Here is a 19,517-nt window from a genome sequence, read left to right as displayed (position 1 = left end):
TTGCTGGCCGATGATGTGACTGTATCCAAACAGGCTCTGGGGCACCACCGCGGTGCGACAGGCTGCACAATTGAAGGGGTCAGCGACACAGGCAGACGATACGCGGTCACGCTTTCGTGCCGGCTGTCTTGATCTGGCACACGAGACTGGCCGCCTGCACGCCGCTGCGCACGGCCGCCTCGATGGTGGCCGGGTAGTCGCCGGCCGTGTAGTCGCCGGCCAGCACCAGGCCCGGCAAGCCGGTGGCGTTGCCTGGGCGCGGCAGATCCGGCGTGCAGGCAAAGGTGGCGCGCTTTTCGGTAATCACCTGCGTCCAGGCGGGCTGGGCCAGCTGCGGCATGTGCAATACCTGCGCCAGCTGCGCGGCCACCGCCAGCGCCAGCGCCTCGTGGCCTTGCGCGGCGGCCGCGCCTGATGCGCTGATCACCACCGCCAGCAAACCCGCCTGCCGCGCGTCGAGCTGGCCGCGGTCGAACACGAACTGGCCCCAGTGCGCCTGTGCCGGTGCATCGGCCAGGGCGTAGAAGGGCAGGCCCAGACGCACGGTGCCGTCGTACCGCAGGTAGCAGGTGCTGATGGCCTCATGGGTAAATGCCTGCAGCTGGGCGATCACCGCATCGACGGCCGGCTCGCCTGCGCTGGCCAGCAGGCTGGCGGCCTGGCTGCTGGAAGTGGCCAGCACCACGCGGTCATAGGCGTCTGTATCGTCCAGCTGCCAGCGGCCATCAGCTAGCGCATGCAAGACTTGCACCTTGGCGCCGAGCCTGACCTGGCCGCCATGGCGTTCAACGTAACGGGCGGCGGCCTCGGGAAACAGGGCGCTCAGATCGGTTTTGGGGATCAGCATGTCCGACGCGCTACGGCGGCGCGCGCCCAGGCTGTCGCGCAGCACGTTGACGAAGACCCTGGCCGAGGCCCGTTCGGGTGGCGTATTCAACGCCGCCAGGCATAGCGGACGCCACATCAGCGCTGTCAGGCGCTCGGTCTGGTCGAAGCGCTGCAGCAATTCGCTGACCGTGCAATCGTTGTACAACTGCCAGCCCATCCAGCGCATGGCGCTGGAAAAACGCAGCAGCGCCACCTTGTCGGCGCGCGCCAGGCCCTTGGTGCGCAGCAGGGCCCAGGCCAGGTGCAGCGGCGCCGGCCAGCGCGGCGCGACAAAATCCATGCCGCCGCTGCCTTCGGGATAGCGCATCTGCAGGGGCAGGTCGAGGATCAGCGCCTGCGGGTCCTGGCCGGAAAGTTTGATCAGGCGCAGGGTTTCCCGGTACGCGCCGAGCAGGATATGCTGGCCGTTGTCCAGCATGGTCCCGTCGAGCTCGACCTTGCGTGCCCGCCCCCCAAGCGTGCGTGCCGCTTCGTGGACGGTGACAGCGTGGCCGGCGCGCGCCAGTTCCATGGCGGCGGCGCAACCGGCCCAGCCGGCGCCGATAACGGCAACCGACAGCGGTGCTGGCACTGGCTTAGCCACGTATCCAGGTCTTCCAGGCCAGCCACAGTTTGCGGATCGGCGTCAAGGAAATGCGCTGCTTGAGCACATGGTAGCCGTCGCGCTCGACTTCATTGAGCAAGGTGCGGTAGATGGCGGCCATGATCAGGCCAGGGCGCTGGGCGCGGCGGTCGACCGCCGGCAACAGGGCGAATGCCTCGTCGTAGGTCTTTTGCGCGCGCGCCACCTGGAAACGCATCAGGTTTTCAAAGTTCTCGGTATGGCGCGCGTTGAGCAGGTCGGCCGCCGTGACGTTAAATTGCTGCAACTCGCTGATCGGCAGGTAGATGCGCCCCTTGCGCGCATCTTCGCCGACGTCGCGGATGATATTGGTCAGCTGGAAAGCATGGCCCAGTTTCTCGGCGTACAGCAACGTTTCCGGGCGGGTCGCGCCAAAAATGCTGGCCGACAAGATGCCGACCACGCTGGCGACATGCCAGCAATAGCGGCTCATGGCCTGGTAATCGAGGTAGCGTGTCTGGTTCAGGTCCATTTCCATGCCGTCGATAATCGCCTGCAGGTGTTTTTCTTCCAGCGTGTAGACGGCCAGGTGCGGCTCGAGCGCGCGCATCACGGGATGCGTGGGGTTGCCTTCGTACATGGACTTGACTTCCTTGCGCCACCAGACCAGCTTGGTACGTGCCACGTTTTCGTCCGTGCATTCGTCCACCGTATCGTCGACCTCGCGGCAGAACGCATACAGGGCCGTGATCGCCTTGCGGCGCTCGACCGGCAGGAACAGGAAACTGTAGTAAAAGCTGGAGCCGCTCTGGGCGGCCTTTTGTTGGCAATATTCGTCGGGAGACATAGTCAAAAGTGCAAGGGTTACAGATCGAAGCCGCTATTCTATCGTCTTAGTGGGTGGGCGACGGGGGAAATAGCGGGTTTTCTTGAGCGGCGGCGGCCACGCTTTTGCGCGACATGCGCAGGGCGCGCCACAAAATGATCAGCCAGTCGCGCCTCGACAGTTTGGGCCGGCGGCGGAAGACATCGTAATTGACGGCCTCGATCATTTCCAGGATGCGCAAGCCGCCTTGTACCACCAGCCGCAGTTCCCAGCCGATGCGTCCGCGCAGGCGCAGGGCCAGCGGCGCGCCCGACAGCATCAGCGCGCGCGTGCGCGCCACTTCGAAACGCATCAGCGCGCTCCATTTGCCATGCGCCTCGGGCCGCTCGAAGGCGGCCGGCGAGACGGCAAAGCGGTTCAGGTCTTCCATCGGCAGGTAAATGCGTTCCTTTTGCCGGTCGATCGCCACATCTTGCAAAAAATTAATTAATTGCAAAGCTGAACATATTGCGTTGGAATCGCGTACATTTGCTTCATCGGCCGCTTTATACAGGCTCAGCATCAGCAGGCCGACCGGATTGGCCGAACGGGCGCAATAGTCCAGTACGTCAACATGGGTGGCGTAGCGCGTGGTGCGCACATCCTGTTTGAAGGCGGACAGCAGGTCGTAAAACGGCTGCATCGGCAGTTCGAATTTGGCGATGGTGGCGGCCAGGCGCACGAACATCGGGTCGGTCTCCGGTTCGTGGGCGGCGATGCGGTCCAGCGCCGACTCGTACGACTGCAGGGCTGCCAGCCGTTCGGCCGGCGTGGCGTCGCCTTCATCGGCGAGGTCGTCGGCGCTGCGGGCGAAGGCGTAGATGGCCTCGACGGCGGGCACCAGGCGGCGCGGCATTAACACAGATGCTACGGGAAAATTTTCGTAATGGTCTACAGGCATGAAACACTTCTCTCATCATGCACGGCCGCACGGGGCCGGTGCAAAGGCGACACGGTAAATAGTTATCGACGCAACAAAATATGGATTAATGACGCAAAAGTCACTAAAAAAATTTCGCCACGATTATAATTACTAACCAGAAAGTCAGTAAGGGATAACGCTCCCTGAATGACTGAGCTGACATTGTCACAAATTTAAGGATATTGCGTGAGAAAAAGTTTGGCGCTACCCAGTCGGCAGGCAAAAAGTTTCCTCATATAAAAATCTAACAGCCCGCATAGTAAAGGAAAATACCTTGTTTGCCCTGAAAACCCTGCGCCGCCAGACCGGCGCCCCAGCTCTTCCCGCCCTGCGCCTGCTGGCCGCCGCAGCCCTGGCCATGACCCTGGCGGCCTGTTCCAAGCCGGCCCCCAAGGCCGAGGACGTGCGCCCGGTGCGCGCCATCGTGCTGGCCAGCAGCAATGTCGATGTAAATGCCGAGTTCTCCGGCGAAGTGGTGGCGCGGGTGACCTCGCAGCTGGGTTTTCGCGTCGGCGGCAAGATCGTCGAGCGCAATGTCGAGGTCGGCACTGTCGTCAAGCGTGGCCAGGTGCTGATGCGCCTCGATCCGCAAGACCTGCAATTGTCGCAGGCCCAGGGCAAGGCCAGCCTGAACAGCGCGCAAACCAATCGCGACCTGGCGCGTGCCGAACTGAAACGTTACCAGGAACTGCGCGACAAGAATTTCGTCAGCCAGGCCGTGCTCGATAGCAAGGATGCCGCGTACAAGGCGGCCCAGGCCCAGGTGGAAGCGGCGCAGGCCGCCTATCGTGGCCAGGCCAATCAGTCCGGCTATGCCAGCCTGCTGGCCGACGGCGATGGCGTGATCACGCGCATCGATGCCGAAGTAGGGCAGGTGGTCTCGCCCGGCACGCCGGTGGCCGTGCTGGCCAGGAACGGCGACCGCGAAGTGGTGATCGGCATTCCTGAAGACAAGGTTGACACCATGCGCCGTGTCAAGAACGTGGTGGTGCGTCTGTGGGCCGACCCGAAACAGGCGCTGCCGGGCAAGATCCGTGAAGTCTCGCCGGTGGCCGACCCGGCCACCCGCACCTACCTGGCCAAGGTCACCATTCCGAACGCACCGGAAGCCTTGCTGGGCATGACGGCGGTGGTGCAGTTCGCGTCCACCACGGCCACGCCGCAGATCAGGGTGCCGCTGACGGCGCTGTTCAATGAAAAATCGCAAAGCTCGGTGTGGGTGGTGGAAAACGGCGCCGTGAAGCTGGTCAATGTCACCGTGGGCGGCGTGGCCGGCAACGATCTGTTGCTGAGCTCGGGCGTAAAAGAAGGCCAGACCGTGGTCACGGCCGGCGTCAATCTGCTCAAGCCTGGCCAGAAAGTATCGATCCTGGGCGCCGAGATGGCCGCACCGGCCAAGGCTGATCCTGTCATCACCGCCGGGGCCGCCAAATGAGGGGCGGCTTCAATCTGTCACGCTGGGCGCTCGAACATGTTCCGCTGACGCGCTACCTGATGGCGGTGCTGCTGATCGGCGGCATGCTCAGCTATGCCAATCTGGGCCAGGATGAAGATCCGCCGTTTACCTTCCGCGCCATGGTGCTGCAAGCCTATTGGCCGGGCGCCACCGCCCTGCAGATGGCCGAGCAGGTAACCGACAAGCTGGAGCGCAAGCTGCAGGAAACGCCGTATATCGACGAGATCACCAGCTATTCCAAGCCGGGCGAGACCTTGATCCTGCTGGAATTGCGCGAATCGACGCCACCCAAGGAAACGGCGGCCGCCTGGTACCAGGTGCGCAAGAAAATCGGCGATATCAAGAACACCTTGCCGGCCGGTGTGGTCGGGCCGTTTTTCAACGACGAGTTCGGCGACACTTATGGCTCCATCTTCGCGCTGTCCGGCGACGGCTTTACCTATGCTGAAATGAAAGACTATGCCGATGACGTGCGCCAGCAGTTGCTGGGCGTGTCGCAGGTCGCCAAGGTGGAACTGTTCGGCGTGCAGGATGAAAAGATTAATATCGTCTTTTCGCACAAGAAATTTGCCCAGCTGGGCATCCCGTTCGAAGCGATCGTCAATCAGTTGTCGGAGCAGAACAGCATCAACGCCACTGGCGTGCTGGTCACGCCGACCGACAACCTGCAGCTAAGGGTCACGGGCGCCATGCTCAAGGTCAAGGACCTGGAGAACCTGGAGCTGCGCGCCAACGGCACCACCTTCCGCCTTGGCGACTTTGCCACCGTGAAACGCGAATTCATCGATCCACCCAAGGACAAGATGCGTTTCAACGGCAAGGAAGTGATCGGCCTGGGCGTGTCGATGGAAAAGGGCGGCAATATCATCGAGATGGGCAAGGCCTTGCAGGCCACCGTCTCGCGCATGGAAAAAGCGCTGCCGGTGGGCATACAGTTGCAGCGCGTGTCGAACCAGCCGGCGTCGGTGTCGGCCTCGGTCGGTGAGTTTGTCCACACCCTGATCGAAGCGATTTTGATCGTGCTGGCGGTCAGCTTTGTCGCGCTGGGCCTGCATACAAAACCGCTGCGCATCGACGTGCGCCCGGGCCTGGTGGTGGCGCTGACCATCCCGCTGGTGCTGGCGGTCACGTTCTTGTTCATGCGCATGCTCGACATCGACCTGCACAAGATTTCGCTGGGCGCCCTGATCATTGCCCTGGGCCTCCTGGTCGACGACGCCATCATTGCCGTGGAGATGATGGTGCGCAAGATGGAGGAGGGCATGTCGCGCTTTGACGCCGCCACCTTTGCCTACACCTCGACCGCCATGCCGATGCTGACGGGTACCTTGATCACCGTGGCGGGCTTCCTGCCGATTGGCCTGGCCAAGTCGACTGCCGGCGAATACACCTTTTCCCTGTTTTCGGTCAATGCGCTGGCGCTGATCATTTCCTGGGTGGTGGCCGTGGTGTTTACGCCGTATATCGGCTACCTGCTGCTGAAGGTCAAACCGCATGCGAATAACGACCACGAGCTGTTTGATACCCCGAACTTTCGCCGTTTCCGCCGCGCCGTCACCTGGTGCGTGGAGTGGCGCAAGACGACGATCGCCGCCACCCTGGCCATCTTTGCACTGGGCATCTATGGCTTCAATTTTATCGAGAAGCAATTTTTCCCCGATTCCAGCCGTCCGGAACTGATGGTGGAGATGTGGTCGCCCGAAGGCACGACGTTTGCGGCCAATGAAAAGCAGGTGAAAAAATTCGAGGCCTTTGTCAGCAAGCTCGACGGCGTGGACAGCGTGACCAGCTATGTCGGCACGGGCAGCCCGCGTTTCTACCTGCCGCTGGACCAGATTTTCCCGCAGACCAACGTCTCGCAAATCGTCGTGCTGCCGAAAAGCCTGGCCGACCGTGAATTGCTGCGCAAGAAGATTGTCGATGTTTTCAAGCGGGACTTCCCGGAAGTGCGGGGCAGGGTAAAACTGTTGCCGAACGGCCCGCCGGTGCCGTATCCGGTGCAGTTCCGCGTCACGGGCACCGATGTGGCCACGGTGCGCGGCATCGCCGACCAGGTCAAGGATTTGCTGCGCGCCAATCCGAACACGGTGGGTGTCAACGATAACTGGAACGAGTCGGTCAAGGTGATGCGCCTGGACCTGGACCAGGACAAGATGCGCGCGCTGGGCATTACCTCGAAGACAGTGATGCAGGCGGCCAATACCATCTTGTCGGGCACCGTGATCGGCCAGTTCCGAGAGGACAACAAGCTGATCGATATACAGGTGCGCCAGCCATTGGAAGAACGCAACACGATTTCCGTGCTGAATGACACGAATATCCCGGCCGCCAACGGCAAGTCGGTGACGATTTCGCAGATTGCCCGCACCCATTTCGTGTGGGAGCCGGGCGTGGTCTGGCGCGACAAGCGTGAATGGGCGATTACCGTGCAGTCCGACGTGGTCGACAATATCCAGGGCGCCACCGTCTCGACCCAGCTGGCGCCGCAACTGGACGCCTTGCGGGCAAAATTGCCGCCTGGTTACCGCATCACGCTCAAGGGCGTGGCGGCCAACAGTGGCAAGGCGGAAGCGTCGATCGCGGCCAATCTGCCGCTGGCGATCTTCCTGATCTTTACCTTGCTGATGCTGCAGCTGCACAGCTTCTCGCGCGCGCTGCTGGTGTTCCTGACGGGGCCACTGGGCGTGGCGGGCGCCGCGTTCGCCCTGCTGGCCTTGCACCGGCCGCTCGGTTTCGTGGCCAACCTGGGCGTGATCGCGCTGTTCGGCATGATTATCCGTAATTCGGTGATCCTGGTCGACCAGATCGAGCAGGACATCCGTGACGGCTCGGCGCCCTGGGACGCGATTATCGATTCGGCCGTCCGCCGCTGCCGGCCCATCGTGCTGACGGCCGCCGCCGCCGCGCTGGCCATGATTCCCTTGTCGCGCTCGGTGTTCTGGGGGCCGATGGCGGTCGCCATCATGGGCGGCCTGATCCTGGCCACCGCCCTGACCCTGCTGTTCCTGCCGGCCCTGTACGCGGCCTGGTTCCGCGTCAAGAAGCCGGTGGCGCTGGACAAGTAGCGCCGCAGGGCGCCGTGCCGTAAAAAAGGCGGCATTCCTCTGGGAAATCCAGTAGAATGCCGCCTTTGCTTTGGCCGCCTCTGATGGCGCGCAAGAGCGAGGTAGCCAGAATGCTCCCGAGTTGTTAGAATCAGGAGCGCCTGGCTTGGCGGTGCAAGTATGCGGATGTGGTGGAATTGGTAGACACGCTGGTCTTAGAAGCCAGTGCTTCGGCTTGGGAGTTCGAGTCTCCCCATCCGCACCATTCCGGGTTGCTCAACCCGGAAGTGCACAGTGGTCATTTCAAGGCATGCGCCGCGCGCCATCCTTTATTCGTTCGTTCCCCATCTGCCCGTGCATGCCTATCGTGTTGCTGCAAGGTGCTGTCGCACTGTTTTGCATGAAAAATGGCCAAATTGAGGCAAATCAATCGTTTTTCGCATGAAAACTTCGCTCCCGCCCCATTTCTTTGTTTGGGACGCGGCGGCAGATGGCATATACTAATAGACGAAGCGGGCTGGAAGGCCCGTTTTCAGGCGAAATGAAGCAGACTGACAGCTGAAGTAAAGACAGGGAACGGCCGGCTTGTGGCGAGTGATCGCCAGCGCCGCGCATCCTCTGTGGCCGCGCCGCAAAGCCAGCCACTTTTCCAAAGTCCTTTGTTATAATGCCACGCTTTACCGAATGAAGCCCGGCCCTGCGATTGAACCCGAAGCAGTGCCGGACAGTCGGAGCCCTGCCGCAGTGTCGAAGACAGCGGATTGTCTGGTGCCTGGTGAATATCACCGGGCAGACCGGGTCCACTACCCTGTGTTGCCGCTGTGGCAGATGAATATGCGAGCGAGTGAAGCTGGACCCATGTCTTGCCGCCAGTAATGGCGCAAGGGGTCGGGTCTTCTTTTCTCGCACCAACAGTGTTTATTTTTTGGACGATTTTTTACATGGCAACTGCAGTCGAAACCTTGGGCAAACTCGAACGTCGTATCACCATCTCCTTCCCGCTGACGGACGTCCGCACGGAAGTCGAGAAGCGCCTGAAAGTGCAAGCCCGTACGGCCAAGGCACCGGGCTTCCGTCCGGGTAAAGTGCCGTTGAAAATGGTCGCAGCACAATACGGTTATCAAATCGAATCCGAAGTGCTGAATGACAAAGTCGGCCGCGCGTTCAACGACGCCGCCAACGAAAACAATCTGCGCGTGGCCGGTTTCCCGAACATCGTGCCGAAAGAAGAAGCAGCCGAAGGCCAGCTGGCATTCGACGCCACGTTCGAAGTGTATCCGGAAGTGACCATCGGTGACCTGGCTGCCGTTGAAATCGAAACCGTGCAAGCCGAAGTGTCGGAAGCCGAAATCGACAAGACCATCGACATCCTGCGCAAGCAGCGCGTGCACTTTCACACCAAGGGCGAAGCTGGCGAACACGGTGACGGCGGCGAGCCAGTTGCCGCTGACGGCGACCGCGTGACCGTTGATTTCGTCGGTTCGATCGACGGCGTCGAGTTCCCGGGCGGCAAAGCTGATGGCTACGCTTTCGTGCTGGGCGAAGGCCGCATGCTGCCAGAATTCGAAGCCGCGACCCTGGGCCTGAAAGTGGGCGAGTCCAAGACGTTCCCGTTGTCCTTCCCTGAGGACTACCATGGCAAGGACGTGGCCGGCAAAACGGCATCGTTCACCATCACCCTGCAAAAGCTGGAATGGGCGCACCTGCCGGAAGTCGATGCCGAATTCGCCAAGTCGCTGGGCGTTGCCGATGGCGACCTGGCCAAAATGCGCGAAGACATCAAAGTCAACCTGCAGCGCGAAGTCGCTGGCCGCGTGAAAGCACGCAACAAGGAAGCCGTCATGGACGCGCTGGTCAAGGTTGCCGAGCTGGACGTGCCAAAAACGCTGATCACCCAGGATTCGGACCGCCTGGCTGAAATGACCCGCCAGGACATGGCGCAGCGCGGCATGAACGTCAAGGACGTGCCTTTCCCACCTGAACTGTTCGCGGAAAAAGCCGAGCGTCGCGTACGCCTGGGCCTGATCCTGTCGCAACTGGTCGGCGACAACAAGCTGCAAGCGACACCTGAGCAAGTCAAAGCGCAAATCGAAGATTTCGCCCAAAGCTACGAAGACCCGCGCGAAGTGCTGAAGTACTACTACAGCGACCGTCGTCGCCTGGGCGAGATCGAAGCCCTTGTATTGGAAGAAAACGTCGTCACTTACGTGTTGGGCCTGTCGAAAGTGACCTCGAAAGCAGTCGCTTTCGATGAACTGATGGGAAGCAACGCACAAGCGTAAACCAGTTGGCATCCGGATGCCGCCCTCGGTCGCAAGGCCTGGGCGGTGCCCTCTAACTGCTTCACAAGGAAATGAAATGACAGGTATGTACCGTAATCCAGCGCTGGACACTGAAATGCTCGGCCTGGTGCCGATGGTGGTGGAACAGAGCGGCCGCGGCGAGCGCTCGTATGATATTTACTCGCGCCTGCTCAAGGAACGCTTGATTTTCATGGTCGGCCCGGTCAATGACCAGATGGCCAACCTGGTGGTGGCCCAGCTGCTGTTCCTGGAAAGCGAAAATCCTGAAAAGGAAATTTCGCTCTACATCAACTCGCCAGGTGGTTCGGTTTCGGCCGGCATGGCCATCTACGACACGATGCAGTTCATCAAGCCGGACGTGTCGACCCTGTGTACCGGCATGGCCGCGTCCATGGGCGCCTTCCTGCTGGCCGCCGGCGCCAAGGGCAAGCGTTTTTCGCTGCCGAACTCGCGCATCATGATTCACCAGCCGTCCGGTGGTTCGCAAGGCATGGCGTCCGATATCGAGATCCAGGCAAAAGAAATCCTGTACCTGCGGACACGTCTGAACGGCATCATGGCCGAGCGCACCGGCCAGTCGATCGAACAGATCGCACGGGATACCGACCGCGACCGTTTCATGTCCGCCGACGAGGCTGTCGAGTATGGCCTGATCGACAAAGTGTTGACCAGCCGCGCTTGATGTGCCCCTACCGGTATTGCTAAGTACGTCAGTAAACGCCCGGGCGCTCAAACGTTCGGGCGTTTCGCTTTTATTTCGGGTAGCATGGCGCTTGTGCATGCTTATCCGACTTGCGCCATGGGTGCCAGCCTCACGGCTTCGGCACCGCTGTTCCGGCCAGCGATTTTGCAATATTGTTAATGCAGTTCCAACCAAAATGCCTTATGTCAGACAAAAAATCCTCTAGCGGCGAAAAATTATTGTATTGCTCGTTCTGCGGCAAAAGCCAGCACGAGGTGAAGAAACTCATCGCCGGCCCGTCCGTCTTCATTTGCGACGAGTGCATCGACTTGTGCAACGACATCATCCGTGATGAAACGTCGAGCATCGAGACGGTGACCGGCGCCAAGTCCGACCTGCCGACTCCGCAAGAAATCGCCGCCATGCTCGATCAGTACGTGATCGGCCAGCAGACTGCCAAGCGCATCCTGTCGGTGGCGGTGTACAACCATTACAAGCGCCTCAAGCACCTCGGCAAGAAAGACGACATTGAACTGGCCAAGAGCAACATCTTGCTGGTCGGTCCTACCGGCTCGGGCAAGACGCTGCTGGCCCAGACCCTGGCGCGCATGCTCAACGTGCCGTTCGTGATCGCCGACGCGACCACCCTGACCGAAGCCGGTTATGTCGGTGAAGACGTGGAAAACATCATCCAGAAGCTGCTGCAAAGTTGCAACTATGATGTCGAAAAAGCCCAGCGCGGCATCGTCTACATCGATGAGATCGACAAGATTTCGCGCAAGTCCGACAACCCGTCCATCACGCGTGACGTGTCGGGCGAGGGTGTGCAGCAAGCGCTGTTGAAATTGATCGAAGGCACGATGGCGTCGGTGCCGCCACAAGGCGGACGCAAGCATCCCAACCAGGATTTCGTGCAGATCGACACGACCAACATCATGTTCATCTGCGGCGGCGCGTTTGACGGCTTGTCGAAAGTCATCTCGAACCGTTCCGACAAGAGCGGCATCGGTTTCTCGGCCAGCGTGAAGAGCAAGTCGCAGCGCTCGGCCAGCGAACTGCTGCTCGAAGCCGAACCGGAAGACCTGGTCAAATTCGGCCTGATCCCGGAACTGGTGGGTCGCCTGCCCGTCATCGCCACCCTGGCGGAACTGACGGAAGAGGCGCTGATCCAGATCCTGGTCGAACCGAAGAATGCGCTGATCAAGCAATACTCGAAGCTGCTCGACATGGAAGGCGCGGAACTGGAGATTCGTCCGGCCGCCCTGCATGCGATCGCCAAGAAGGCGCTGGCGCGCAAGACCGGTGCGCGTGGCCTGCGCTCGATCCTCGAGCATGCGCTGCTGGACGTGATGTACGAACTGCCGAGCCAGCAAAACGTGGTGAAAGTCGTCATCGACGAAAACACCATTACCAGTGGCGCCAAACCTTTGTTGATTTACCAAGAGACTGCCAAGGCCTCCGGAGAAAATTGATTACTGCCGAGACAAATGCATAAAAAGGGTTTTGATTCCTTAATGCATGGCAGTACAATTTAAATCAATAATATTGCAGGCTTCAATCGGAAAGCCACTCGCGGCAGACCTGCTGCGCGTGGCTTTTTTACTATGAATGCCGTAATCATTAGAGTCATGCGGGTGTGTTTTTGCGAAATAAACAAAAGAAAGTTTGTTTCACAGAATTATTTATTCTCGCCGGTCTTGTGTTTTGGCAGCGAGCGCCAACATCGTAAACACGCTTTCTATAAGGTACGCCATGACAACTTCCAAATTAACTGAGCAAACTCAACTGCCGTTATTGCCGTTGCGGGATGTCGTCGTTTTCCCGCATATGGTGATACCGCTGTTCGTTGGCCGTCCCAAGTCGATCAAGGCGCTGGAAGCTGCGATGGAGCAGGGCAAGAGCATCATGCTTGCCGCTCAAAAAGCAGCTGCGAAGGACGAACCATCCCCTTCGGACATCTATGAAATTGGCTGTGTCGCCAATATCCTGCAAATGCTCAAGCTGCCCGATGGCACCGTCAAGGTGCTGGTCGAAGGCGCTCAGCGTGCCCGCATCAATCACATCAGCGATGCCCCGACGCACTTCATCGCCGACCTGACGCCGCTCGAATCCGAGCCGGGCGACGAGTCGGAAGTCGAAGCGATGCGCCGCGCGATCGTGCAGCAATTCGACCAGTACGTCAAACTGAACAAGAAGATCCCGCCGGAGATCCTGGCCTCCTTGTCGGGCATCGACGATGCCGGCCGCCTGGCCGACACGGTCGCCGCGCACTTGCCGCTCAAGCTTGAACAAAAACAAGTCATCCTGGAAATTTTTAGCGTGGCCAAGCGCCTCGAACACCTGCTGGGCCAGCTCGAAGGCGAGCTCGACATCCTGCAAGTGGAAAAACGCATCCGTGGCCGCGTCAAGCGCCAGATGGAAAAATCGCAGCGCGAGTACTATCTGAACGAACAGGTCAAGGCGATCCAGAAGGAACTGGGCGAGGGCGAAGATGGCGCCGACCTCGACGAACTCGAGAAGAAAGTGGCTGCGGCCAAGATGCCGAAGGAAGCGCTCGACAAAGCCACCAACGAGCTGAAAAAACTCAAGCTGATGTCGCCGATGTCGGCCGAAGCCACCGTCGTGCGCAACTATATCGACACCCTGGTCAACTTGCCGTGGAAGAAAAAATCCAAGGTCAACAATGACCTGTCGAATGCCGAGAAGGTGCTCGAGGGCGATCACTATGGCCTGGACAAGGTCAAGGAACGCATCCTGGAATACCTCGCGGTGCAACAGCGCGTCGACAAGCTCAAAGCGCCTATCCTGTGCTTCGTCGGTCCTCCTGGTGTCGGCAAGACGTCGCTGGGCCAGTCGATCGCCCGCGCCACCAACCGCAAGTTCGTGCGCATGGCCCTGGGCGGCGTGCGCGACGAAGCCGAGATCCGCGGCCACCGCCGTACCTACATCGGTTCGATGCCGGGCAAGGTGCTGCAATCGCTGTCGAAAGTCGGCGTGCGCAATCCGCTGTTCCTGCTCGACGAGATCGACAAGATGGGTGCCGACTTCCGTGGCGATCCGTCGTCGGCCCTGCTCGAGGTGCTGGACCCGGAACAGAACCACACGTTCTCCGACCATTACATCGAAGTCGATTTCGACCTGTCGGACGTGATGTTCGTGGCGACGTCGAACTCGTACAATATTCCGCCAGCCTTGCTCGACCGCATGGAGGTGATCCGCCTGTCCGGTTACACGGAAGACGAGAAAACCAGCATTGCCCAGCGCTACCTGCTGCCGAAACAGATCAAGAACAATGGCCTGAAGGAAGAAGAGATCTCGGTGGCCGAATCGGCGCTGCGTGACATCATCCGCTACTACACGCGCGAAGCCGGCGTGCGTTCGCTGGAACGCGAAGTGTCGAAGATCTGCCGCAAGGTGGTCAAGATGCTGCTGCTGAAAAAGTCGGACAAGAAGGTGATCGTCAACTCGAAGAACCTGGACAAGTTCCTTGGTGTGCGCCGTTATGACTTTGGCGTGGCCGAGAAGGAAAACCAGGTAGGCCAGGTCGTCGGCCTGGCATGGACCGAAGTGGGCGGCGATCTCTTGACCATCGAAGCGGTGTCGATGCCGGGCAAGGGCGGCGTGATCCGCACCGGCACCTTGGGCGACGTGATGAAGGAATCGATCGAAGCGGCCCGTACCGTCGTGCGCAGCCGTTCCGCACGCCTCGGCATCAAACCGGATGTGTTCGAGAAGAGCGACATCCATATCCACGTGCCGGAAGGCGCGACGCCGAAGGACGGTCCGTCCGCCGGCGCCGCCATGACGGTGGCGATGGTGTCGGTATTTACGGGCATCCCGGTGCGCGCCGATGTGGCGATGACGGGCGAAATCACCTTGCGCGGCGAAGTGCTGCCGATCGGCGGCCTGAAAGAGAAGCTGCTGGCGGCCCATCGCGGCGGCATCAAGACGGTGCTGATTCCCGAGCAGAACGTGAAGGACCTTGCCGAGATTCCGGACAATGTCAAGAACAAGCTCGAGATCGTGCCGGTGCGCTGGATCGACAAAGTGCTGGAAATCGCGCTGGAACGCCTGCCTGAACCGCTGGTGGAAGTGCCGGCCGTGGAGCCTGTCGCCGCCGCGGCGGCCAAGCCGGACGCCGCGGGCGAGGTGGTAAAACACTAACGTTTTACCGCGGTTTTACCCAAACAAGCGCTTTTAGGGCGCTTGTTTCATATGCAAACGTGAATTGCGGCCCCAAAGCGCTTGACACATATACAGTACGGCTTGTTTAATACGGCTGCACATTTTTTTCGCCGGACCCGCAGCGCCAAAAGCGCCGCAACAGGACGGTAAACGTTTTATACCTTTGTAATTGGGGATGCTAGTGAACAAGACTGAATTGATCGACCACATTGCTGAAACAGCTGACATTTCCAAGGCCGCCGCTGCGCGCGCACTCGACGCTGTTATCGGCGGCGTGACGGAAACCCTGAAAAACAACGACAGCGTGACACTCGTTGGTTTCGGCACTTTCTCGGTGAGCGAGCGTGCGGAACGCACCGGCCGCAATCCACGTACCAAGGAAGCGATCACCATCGAAGCGGCAAAAGTTCCAAAATTTAAAGCTGGTAAAGCTTTGAAGGATGCTGTAAACTAACGGACTTCGGTGAGGTGACAATCACCGGAAACATCTGGCGGCGCTTTCGGGTGCCGCAATTTTCGGCACGGGAAACTGGCCGCTAACAGATGCAAGCAGCAATGTGTATTTTTCGGAGTGGTAGTTCAGTTGGTTAGAATGCCGGCCTGTCACGTCGGAGGTCGCGGGTTCGAGTCCCGTCCGCTCCGCCAAAAAAATACGCTCTTTAGGAGTGGTAGTTCAGTTGGTTAGAATACCGGCCTGTCACGTCGGGGGTCGCGGGTTCGAGTCCCGTCCGCTCCGCCAGAATATGAAAACCCGCGCTGCATGAATATGCAGCGCGGGTTTTTTGTTTTATATGCCCGATTATGTTGTTGATCGCCGCTGGCATTCGCAGCCGGTGTTTTGATTATCAAACATGTCTGGTTTTAAATCATGCTTAAGCTTCGGCAGGTTTAATTCGCGGGCTGCGAACGCCGCCGGCGGGCGCGGCGCGCGCCCTGATTTACCCTTGCTATAGCGCTATGGGCATTGTAGAATCAGGAAGTAAAGGGGAAGTGGGCTTGTGTCCCGTCCATTCCGCCGAAGAAATCAAGGCGAACGCATGTTCGCCTTTTTTTATAGTGTTCCACTCATCCCGAATTGGCTGACCATGTTTGAATTTATTCGTACCCATCGACGCTTGATGCAGTTCCTGCTCATGCTGATCATCGTTCCGTCATTTGCACTGGTCGGTATCAGTGGCTACCAAAGCTTCGGCGACAGCGCGAACACCATCGCCAAGGTCGGCGACCAGGTCGTCACGCAGCAGCAATATGAAGAAGCCCAACGCCAGCAGATCGAACGCTACCGCCAGATGATGGGCGAGCAGTTCGACCAGAAAATGTTCGACACGCCGGAAGCGCGCCAGAGCATCCTCGACAACCTGATCGCCGAGCGCGCCATCGCCGCCGAAGTCGGCCGCAGCAAGCTGGTCATCAGCGACGCCGTGCTGCAGAAGGAAGTCCTGGAAATTCCTGGCCTGACCCTGCCGGACGGTAAATTCGACCTGGAACGCTACAAGGCCATGCTGGCCGCCCAAGGCATGACGCCACAGATGTACGATGCCCGCCGCCGCAGCGACCTGGCCCTGCAGCAACTGGCCGGCGCCGTGCAGAACAGCGCCTTCGCGCCGAACTCGGTCGCCAAGCGCCTGTCGGACATCACTTCGCAAGAGCGTGAAGTGCAGGAGCTGCTGCTGCCGGTGGCCCAGTTCGTGCCCGAAGTCAAAGTGACCGACGCCATGGTCAAGGATTTCTACGACAAGAACGGCAAGTTCTTCGAGATTCCCGAGCAGGCGAAAATCGAATACGTGGTGCTCGACGGCGCCGCCGTGGGCGACCAGGTCGACGTCAGCGACGCCGACGTGCAAAGCTACTACGACAAGAACCAGAAAGCCTACACCAGCGGCGAAGCGCGCAGCGCCAGCCATATCCTGGTGACGGTCAAGAAAGATGCCTCCGCCGCCGACAAGGCCGCCGCCAAGGCCAAGGCCGAAGCGATCCTGGCCGAAGTGCGCAAGGCGCCGGCAACCTTTGCCGCCGTGGCCAAGGCCAAGTCGGAAGATCCGGCCTCTGCCGAACTGGGCGGCGATCTGGGCCCGGTTGTCAAGGATGCCTTGCCAAAACCGCTGGAAGAAGCCGCCTACAAGCTCAAGCAGGGCGAAATCAGCGACGTCATCACCTCGGACTACGGCTACCATGTATTGACGGTCACCAGCATCAAGCCACAGCATGTCAAAACCCTGGACGAAGTGAAGGGCCAGATCACGGCCGACCTGCGCAAGCAGTTCGCGGCGAAAAAATACTCGGAAATGGCCGAACAGTTCACCAACACCGTGTATGAGCAGTCGGACAGCCTGAAGCCAGTGGCCGACAAGCTGAAACTGAAAGTGGAAACCGTCGCCAGCCTGTCGCGCACGCCGTCGCCGGCACTGGGCGCCGCGCCGTACAACAACGCCAAGTTCCTGACCGCCATCTTCTCGAACGACTCGCTGAAAGACAAGCGCAACACGGAAGCCGTGTCGGTTGGCGCCAATACCCTGATCGCCGGGCGCGTGGTGGAATTCAAGCCTGCGACCAAGCGTCCACTGGCCGAAGTCGACGCCATGATACGCCAGCGTGTAACCCTGGAAGAAGCGGCCAAGCTGGCCAGGAAAGCTGGCGAAACCAGGCTGGCCGCACTGAAGACTTCGGGTGACGCCACCGGTTTCGGCGCCGCCCAATGGGTATCGCGCAGCAAGCTCGACGGAATCAACCGCGCCGCCATCGCACAAGTGATGAAGGCCGACACCAGCAAGCTGCCAGCCTATGTGGGCGTGGAGCTGCCGGCCCTGGGTTATGGCATCTACCGCGTGGGCAAAGTGCAGCAGCCAGCCGAAGTGGACGCCGCCCGCCGCCAGCAGGAGAAAGACCAGATCAGCGGCATCCTGGCGCAGCAGGAAATGTTCGATTACGTCGAGTACCTGAAACACAAGGCCAAGGTGAAGATCGTCAAACCGGTCACCGCCGCCGCCCCGGTCGCCGAAGCACCGTAAGCTTCCGCTACCACAAAAAAATAGCCGCTTTCGAGCGGCTATTTTTCTATCTGAGCAAAGTTCGTAGGTCGGATTAGGCCCATCGGGCCGTAATCCGACAACATTGTTGGCCGCGACCGTGGTGGTGTCGGATTACGCCGCTGCGCCGCTAATCCGACCTACTTTGCGCCCAACAACGGCGACAACTGCGGCCAGATATTTTTCAGAATCGTCGGATGCGCCTCGGCATTCGGATGCAGGCGGTCGGCCTGGAACCATTGTGGCTTGTCCATGATGCCTTCGAACATGAAGGGCACCAGCGGCGCCTTCCATTCTTTCGACAGCTTGCCGTACACGCCATAGAACTTGTCGGCGTAATCGCGGCCATAATTGGGCGGCATGCGCATGCCTACCAGCACCACTTGCGCCCCGGTTTTCCTGGCCGCGTCGCCCATGGCGCGCAGGTTTGCTTCGGCGGCCGTCACCGGCAGGCCGCGCAGGCCGTCGTTGGCGCCCAGTTCGATCAGCACCACATCGGGCTGGTGCCTGGCCAGCAGGGCCGGCAGGCGCGCGCGGCCACCGCTGGTGGTCTCGCCGCTGATGCTGGCGTTGACGATGCGCGTGTCGTTCTTCTGTGCCTTCAGTCGCTGTTCCAGCAACGCCACCCAGCCCGTGCCGCGCGCCAGGCCGTACTCGGCAGAGAGACTGTCACCGAGCACCAGCAGCGTTTTTGGTGCAGAATAGGCGTTCGTCATGCTTGACGCCAGCAGCAGGGCTGCCGCAGGAAGCAAGGACAGCGAGCGCCGCCGCGACTGGCTCGTATTTCCGGTACTTATTTGTTCACGAAATTTTTTAAGATAGATCAGCATGCCCGAATTCCCTAAAGCGACTTCCACCAATTTCATTCCCCATGCTGCCTCAGGCCAGCGGCCGGCGGCATCCACAGCGAACCAGAGCGGCCAGCAAGCCATCGAAGTGGTGGGGCTGGCCAAGCGCGTACCCGATGCCGATGGTGAGCTCACCATCCTGCATCAACTTGATTTTACCGTGCAAACGGCCGAGACGCTGGCCATCGTCGGCGCTTCCGGTTCCGGCAAGTCTACCTTGCTCGGCTTGCTGGCTGGCCTCGATACGCCCAGCGCGGGCAAGGTGATCCTCGACGGCACCGATATCTTTGCCCTCGACGAAGACGGCCGCGCCGGCTTTCGCAAGGAAAAACTCGGCTTCGTGTTCCAGTCGTTCCAGCTGCTGGCGCACCTGACGGCGCTGGAAAACGTGATGCTGCCGCTGGAACTGCGCGGTGACCCCGATGCAAAGGAAAAAGCCCAGGCCATGCTGGGCCGGGTCAACCTTGGCAGCCGCCTGAAGCACTACCCGAAATACCTGTCGGGTGGCGAACAGCAGCGCGTGGCGCTGGCGCGCGCTTTTGTCACCGAGCCGCCGCTGCTGTTTGCCGACGAGCCAACCGGCAGCCTGGACGCGGCCACCGGGGAAGCGGTGATACAGCTGATGTTCGAACTGAACCGCGAACGCGGCTCGACCCTGGTGCTGGTCACGCACGATACCTCGATCGCGGCGCGCTGCGGGCGCACCATCACCATCGCGGCGGGACGGCTGGTTTAA

13 protein-coding genes and 3 tRNA genes are annotated in these 19,517 nt (G+C 60.3%); 12 read left to right on the top strand and 4 right to left on the bottom strand.

The window, feature by feature from the left end; translation table 11 throughout:
• Nucleotides 1-106 precede the first annotated feature (106 nt).
• The 3 genes from hpnE to hpnC are packed head-to-tail and all read right to left on the bottom strand — an operon-like array spanning nucleotide 107 to nucleotide 3,216.
• Nucleotides 107-1,471 (bottom strand): hydroxysqualene dehydroxylase HpnE, encoded by a 1,365-nt coding sequence (gene hpnE / locus ASR47_RS19110; protein WP_065309378.1) that lies wholly within the window; start codon nucleotides 1,469-1,471, stop codon nucleotides 107-109.
• The gene (hpnD, locus tag ASR47_RS19105) at nucleotides 1,464-2,297 is read right to left on the bottom strand and encodes a presqualene diphosphate synthase HpnD (protein WP_065309377.1); all 834 of its coding nucleotides are present in this window, start codon (nucleotides 2,295-2,297) and stop codon (nucleotides 1,464-1,466) included. The genes hpnE and hpnD overlap by 8 nt, the downstream gene beginning before the upstream one ends.
• A 46-nt stretch (nucleotides 2,298-2,343) precedes the next feature.
• On the bottom strand, nucleotides 2,344-3,216 hold the full coding sequence (hpnC, locus tag ASR47_RS19100; RefSeq protein ID WP_065309376.1) for a squalene synthase HpnC: 873 nt from the start codon (nucleotides 3,214-3,216) through the stop codon (nucleotides 2,344-2,346).
• 295 nt (nucleotides 3,217-3,511) lie between these two features.
• Between hpnC and ASR47_RS19095 the strand changes: the two genes are divergently transcribed.
• From ASR47_RS19095 to ASR47_RS19045, 11 genes are all read left to right on the top strand, one after another.
• Nucleotides 3,512-4,672 carry an efflux RND transporter periplasmic adaptor subunit gene (locus ASR47_RS19095; protein ID WP_065309375.1) on the top strand — a complete coding sequence of 387 codons (1,161 nt, stop codon included), beginning with the start codon at nucleotides 3,512-3,514 and terminating at the stop codon, nucleotides 4,670-4,672.
• On the top strand, nucleotides 4,669-7,758 hold the full coding sequence (locus ASR47_RS19090) for an efflux RND transporter permease subunit (protein ID WP_065309374.1): 3,090 nt from the start codon (nucleotides 4,669-4,671) through the stop codon (nucleotides 7,756-7,758). The genes ASR47_RS19095 and ASR47_RS19090 overlap by 4 nt, the downstream gene beginning before the upstream one ends.
• A gap of 161 nt (nucleotides 7,759-7,919) precedes the next feature.
• Nucleotides 7,920-8,002 (top strand) — tRNA-Leu (locus ASR47_RS19085).
• A gap of 676 nt (nucleotides 8,003-8,678) precedes the next feature.
• Entirely contained in the window at nucleotides 8,679-10,019 is a 1,341-nt protein-coding gene (gene tig, locus ASR47_RS19080) for a trigger factor (protein WP_065309572.1), read from the top strand.
• Between the two features lie 85 nt (nucleotides 10,020-10,104).
• Complete coding sequence (gene clpP, locus ASR47_RS19075) at nucleotides 10,105-10,722, top strand: ATP-dependent Clp endopeptidase proteolytic subunit ClpP (RefSeq protein WP_425402746.1); 618 nt, start codon at nucleotides 10,105-10,107, stop codon at nucleotides 10,720-10,722.
• Between the two features lie 203 nt (nucleotides 10,723-10,925).
• Nucleotides 10,926-12,194, top strand: a complete 1,269-nt coding sequence (gene clpX / locus ASR47_RS19070; RefSeq protein ID WP_065309372.1) for an ATP-dependent Clp protease ATP-binding subunit ClpX — start codon at nucleotides 10,926-10,928, stop codon at nucleotides 12,192-12,194.
• A 280-nt stretch (nucleotides 12,195-12,474) separates the two neighbouring features.
• Complete coding sequence (gene lon, locus ASR47_RS19065) at nucleotides 12,475-14,886, top strand: endopeptidase La (protein ID WP_065309371.1); 2,412 nt, start codon at nucleotides 12,475-12,477, stop codon at nucleotides 14,884-14,886.
• A gap of 202 nt (nucleotides 14,887-15,088) precedes the next feature.
• Entirely contained in the window at nucleotides 15,089-15,361 is a 273-nt protein-coding gene (locus tag ASR47_RS19060; protein WP_065309571.1) for an HU family DNA-binding protein, read from the top strand.
• Nucleotides 15,362-15,475: 114 nt separating this feature from the next.
• Nucleotides 15,476-15,552 (top strand) — tRNA-Asp (locus tag ASR47_RS19055).
• A 17-nt stretch (nucleotides 15,553-15,569) separates the two neighbouring features.
• Nucleotides 15,570-15,646: transfer RNA gene (locus ASR47_RS19050), tRNA-Asp, on the top strand.
• Between the two features lie 346 nt (nucleotides 15,647-15,992).
• Nucleotides 15,993-17,915, top strand: a complete 1,923-nt coding sequence (locus tag ASR47_RS19045) for a SurA N-terminal domain-containing protein (RefSeq protein WP_171898992.1) — start codon at nucleotides 15,993-15,995, stop codon at nucleotides 17,913-17,915.
• A gap of 158 nt (nucleotides 17,916-18,073) precedes the next feature.
• On the opposite strand, the gene ASR47_RS19040 is transcribed toward ASR47_RS19045, so the two are convergent.
• On the bottom strand, nucleotides 18,074-18,649 hold the full coding sequence (locus tag ASR47_RS19040) for an arylesterase (RefSeq protein ID WP_245714409.1): 576 nt from the start codon (nucleotides 18,647-18,649) through the stop codon (nucleotides 18,074-18,076).
• A 220-nt stretch (nucleotides 18,650-18,869) separates the two neighbouring features.
• Between ASR47_RS19040 and ASR47_RS19035 the strand changes: the two genes are divergently transcribed.
• Nucleotides 18,870-19,517, top strand: coding sequence for an ABC transporter ATP-binding protein (locus tag ASR47_RS19035; protein ID WP_171899005.1), 648 nt, complete (start codon nucleotides 18,870-18,872; stop codon nucleotides 19,515-19,517).

This window comes from Janthinobacterium psychrotolerans, assembly GCF_001677885.1.
Taxonomy (GTDB): Bacteria; Pseudomonadota; Gammaproteobacteria; order Burkholderiales; family Burkholderiaceae_D; genus Janthinobacterium; species Janthinobacterium psychrotolerans.
Note: the sequence above shows the minus strand (reverse complement) of the source record. Positions and strands in the feature narration are given on the sequence as shown.

What these genes read in the sequence shown, in the direction of transcription:
- hpnD (WP_065309377.1), bottom strand. Translation starts at nt 2,297, where the DNA reads ATGTCTCCCGACGAATATTGCCAACAAAAGGCCGCCCAGAGCGGCTCC.
- hpnC (WP_065309376.1), bottom strand. Translation starts at nt 3,216, where the DNA reads ATGCCTGTAGACCATTACGAAAATTTTCCCGTAGCATCTGTGTTAATG.
- ASR47_RS19090 (WP_065309374.1), top strand. Translation starts at nt 4,669, where the DNA reads ATGAGGGGCGGCTTCAATCTGTCACGCTGGGCGCTCGAACATGTTCCG.
- tig (WP_065309572.1), top strand. Translation starts at nt 8,679, where the DNA reads ATGGCAACTGCAGTCGAAACCTTGGGCAAACTCGAACGTCGTATCACC.
- clpP (WP_425402746.1), top strand. Translation starts at nt 10,105, where the DNA reads ATGTACCGTAATCCAGCGCTGGACACTGAAATGCTCGGCCTGGTGCCG.
- clpX (WP_065309372.1), top strand. Translation starts at nt 10,926, where the DNA reads ATGTCAGACAAAAAATCCTCTAGCGGCGAAAAATTATTGTATTGCTCG.
- lon (WP_065309371.1), top strand. Translation starts at nt 12,475, where the DNA reads ATGACAACTTCCAAATTAACTGAGCAAACTCAACTGCCGTTATTGCCG.
- ASR47_RS19045 (WP_171898992.1), top strand. Translation starts at nt 15,993, where the DNA reads ATGTTTGAATTTATTCGTACCCATCGACGCTTGATGCAGTTCCTGCTC.
- ASR47_RS19040 (WP_245714409.1), bottom strand. Translation starts at nt 18,649, where the DNA reads ATGACGAACGCCTATTCTGCACCAAAAACGCTGCTGGTGCTCGGTGAC.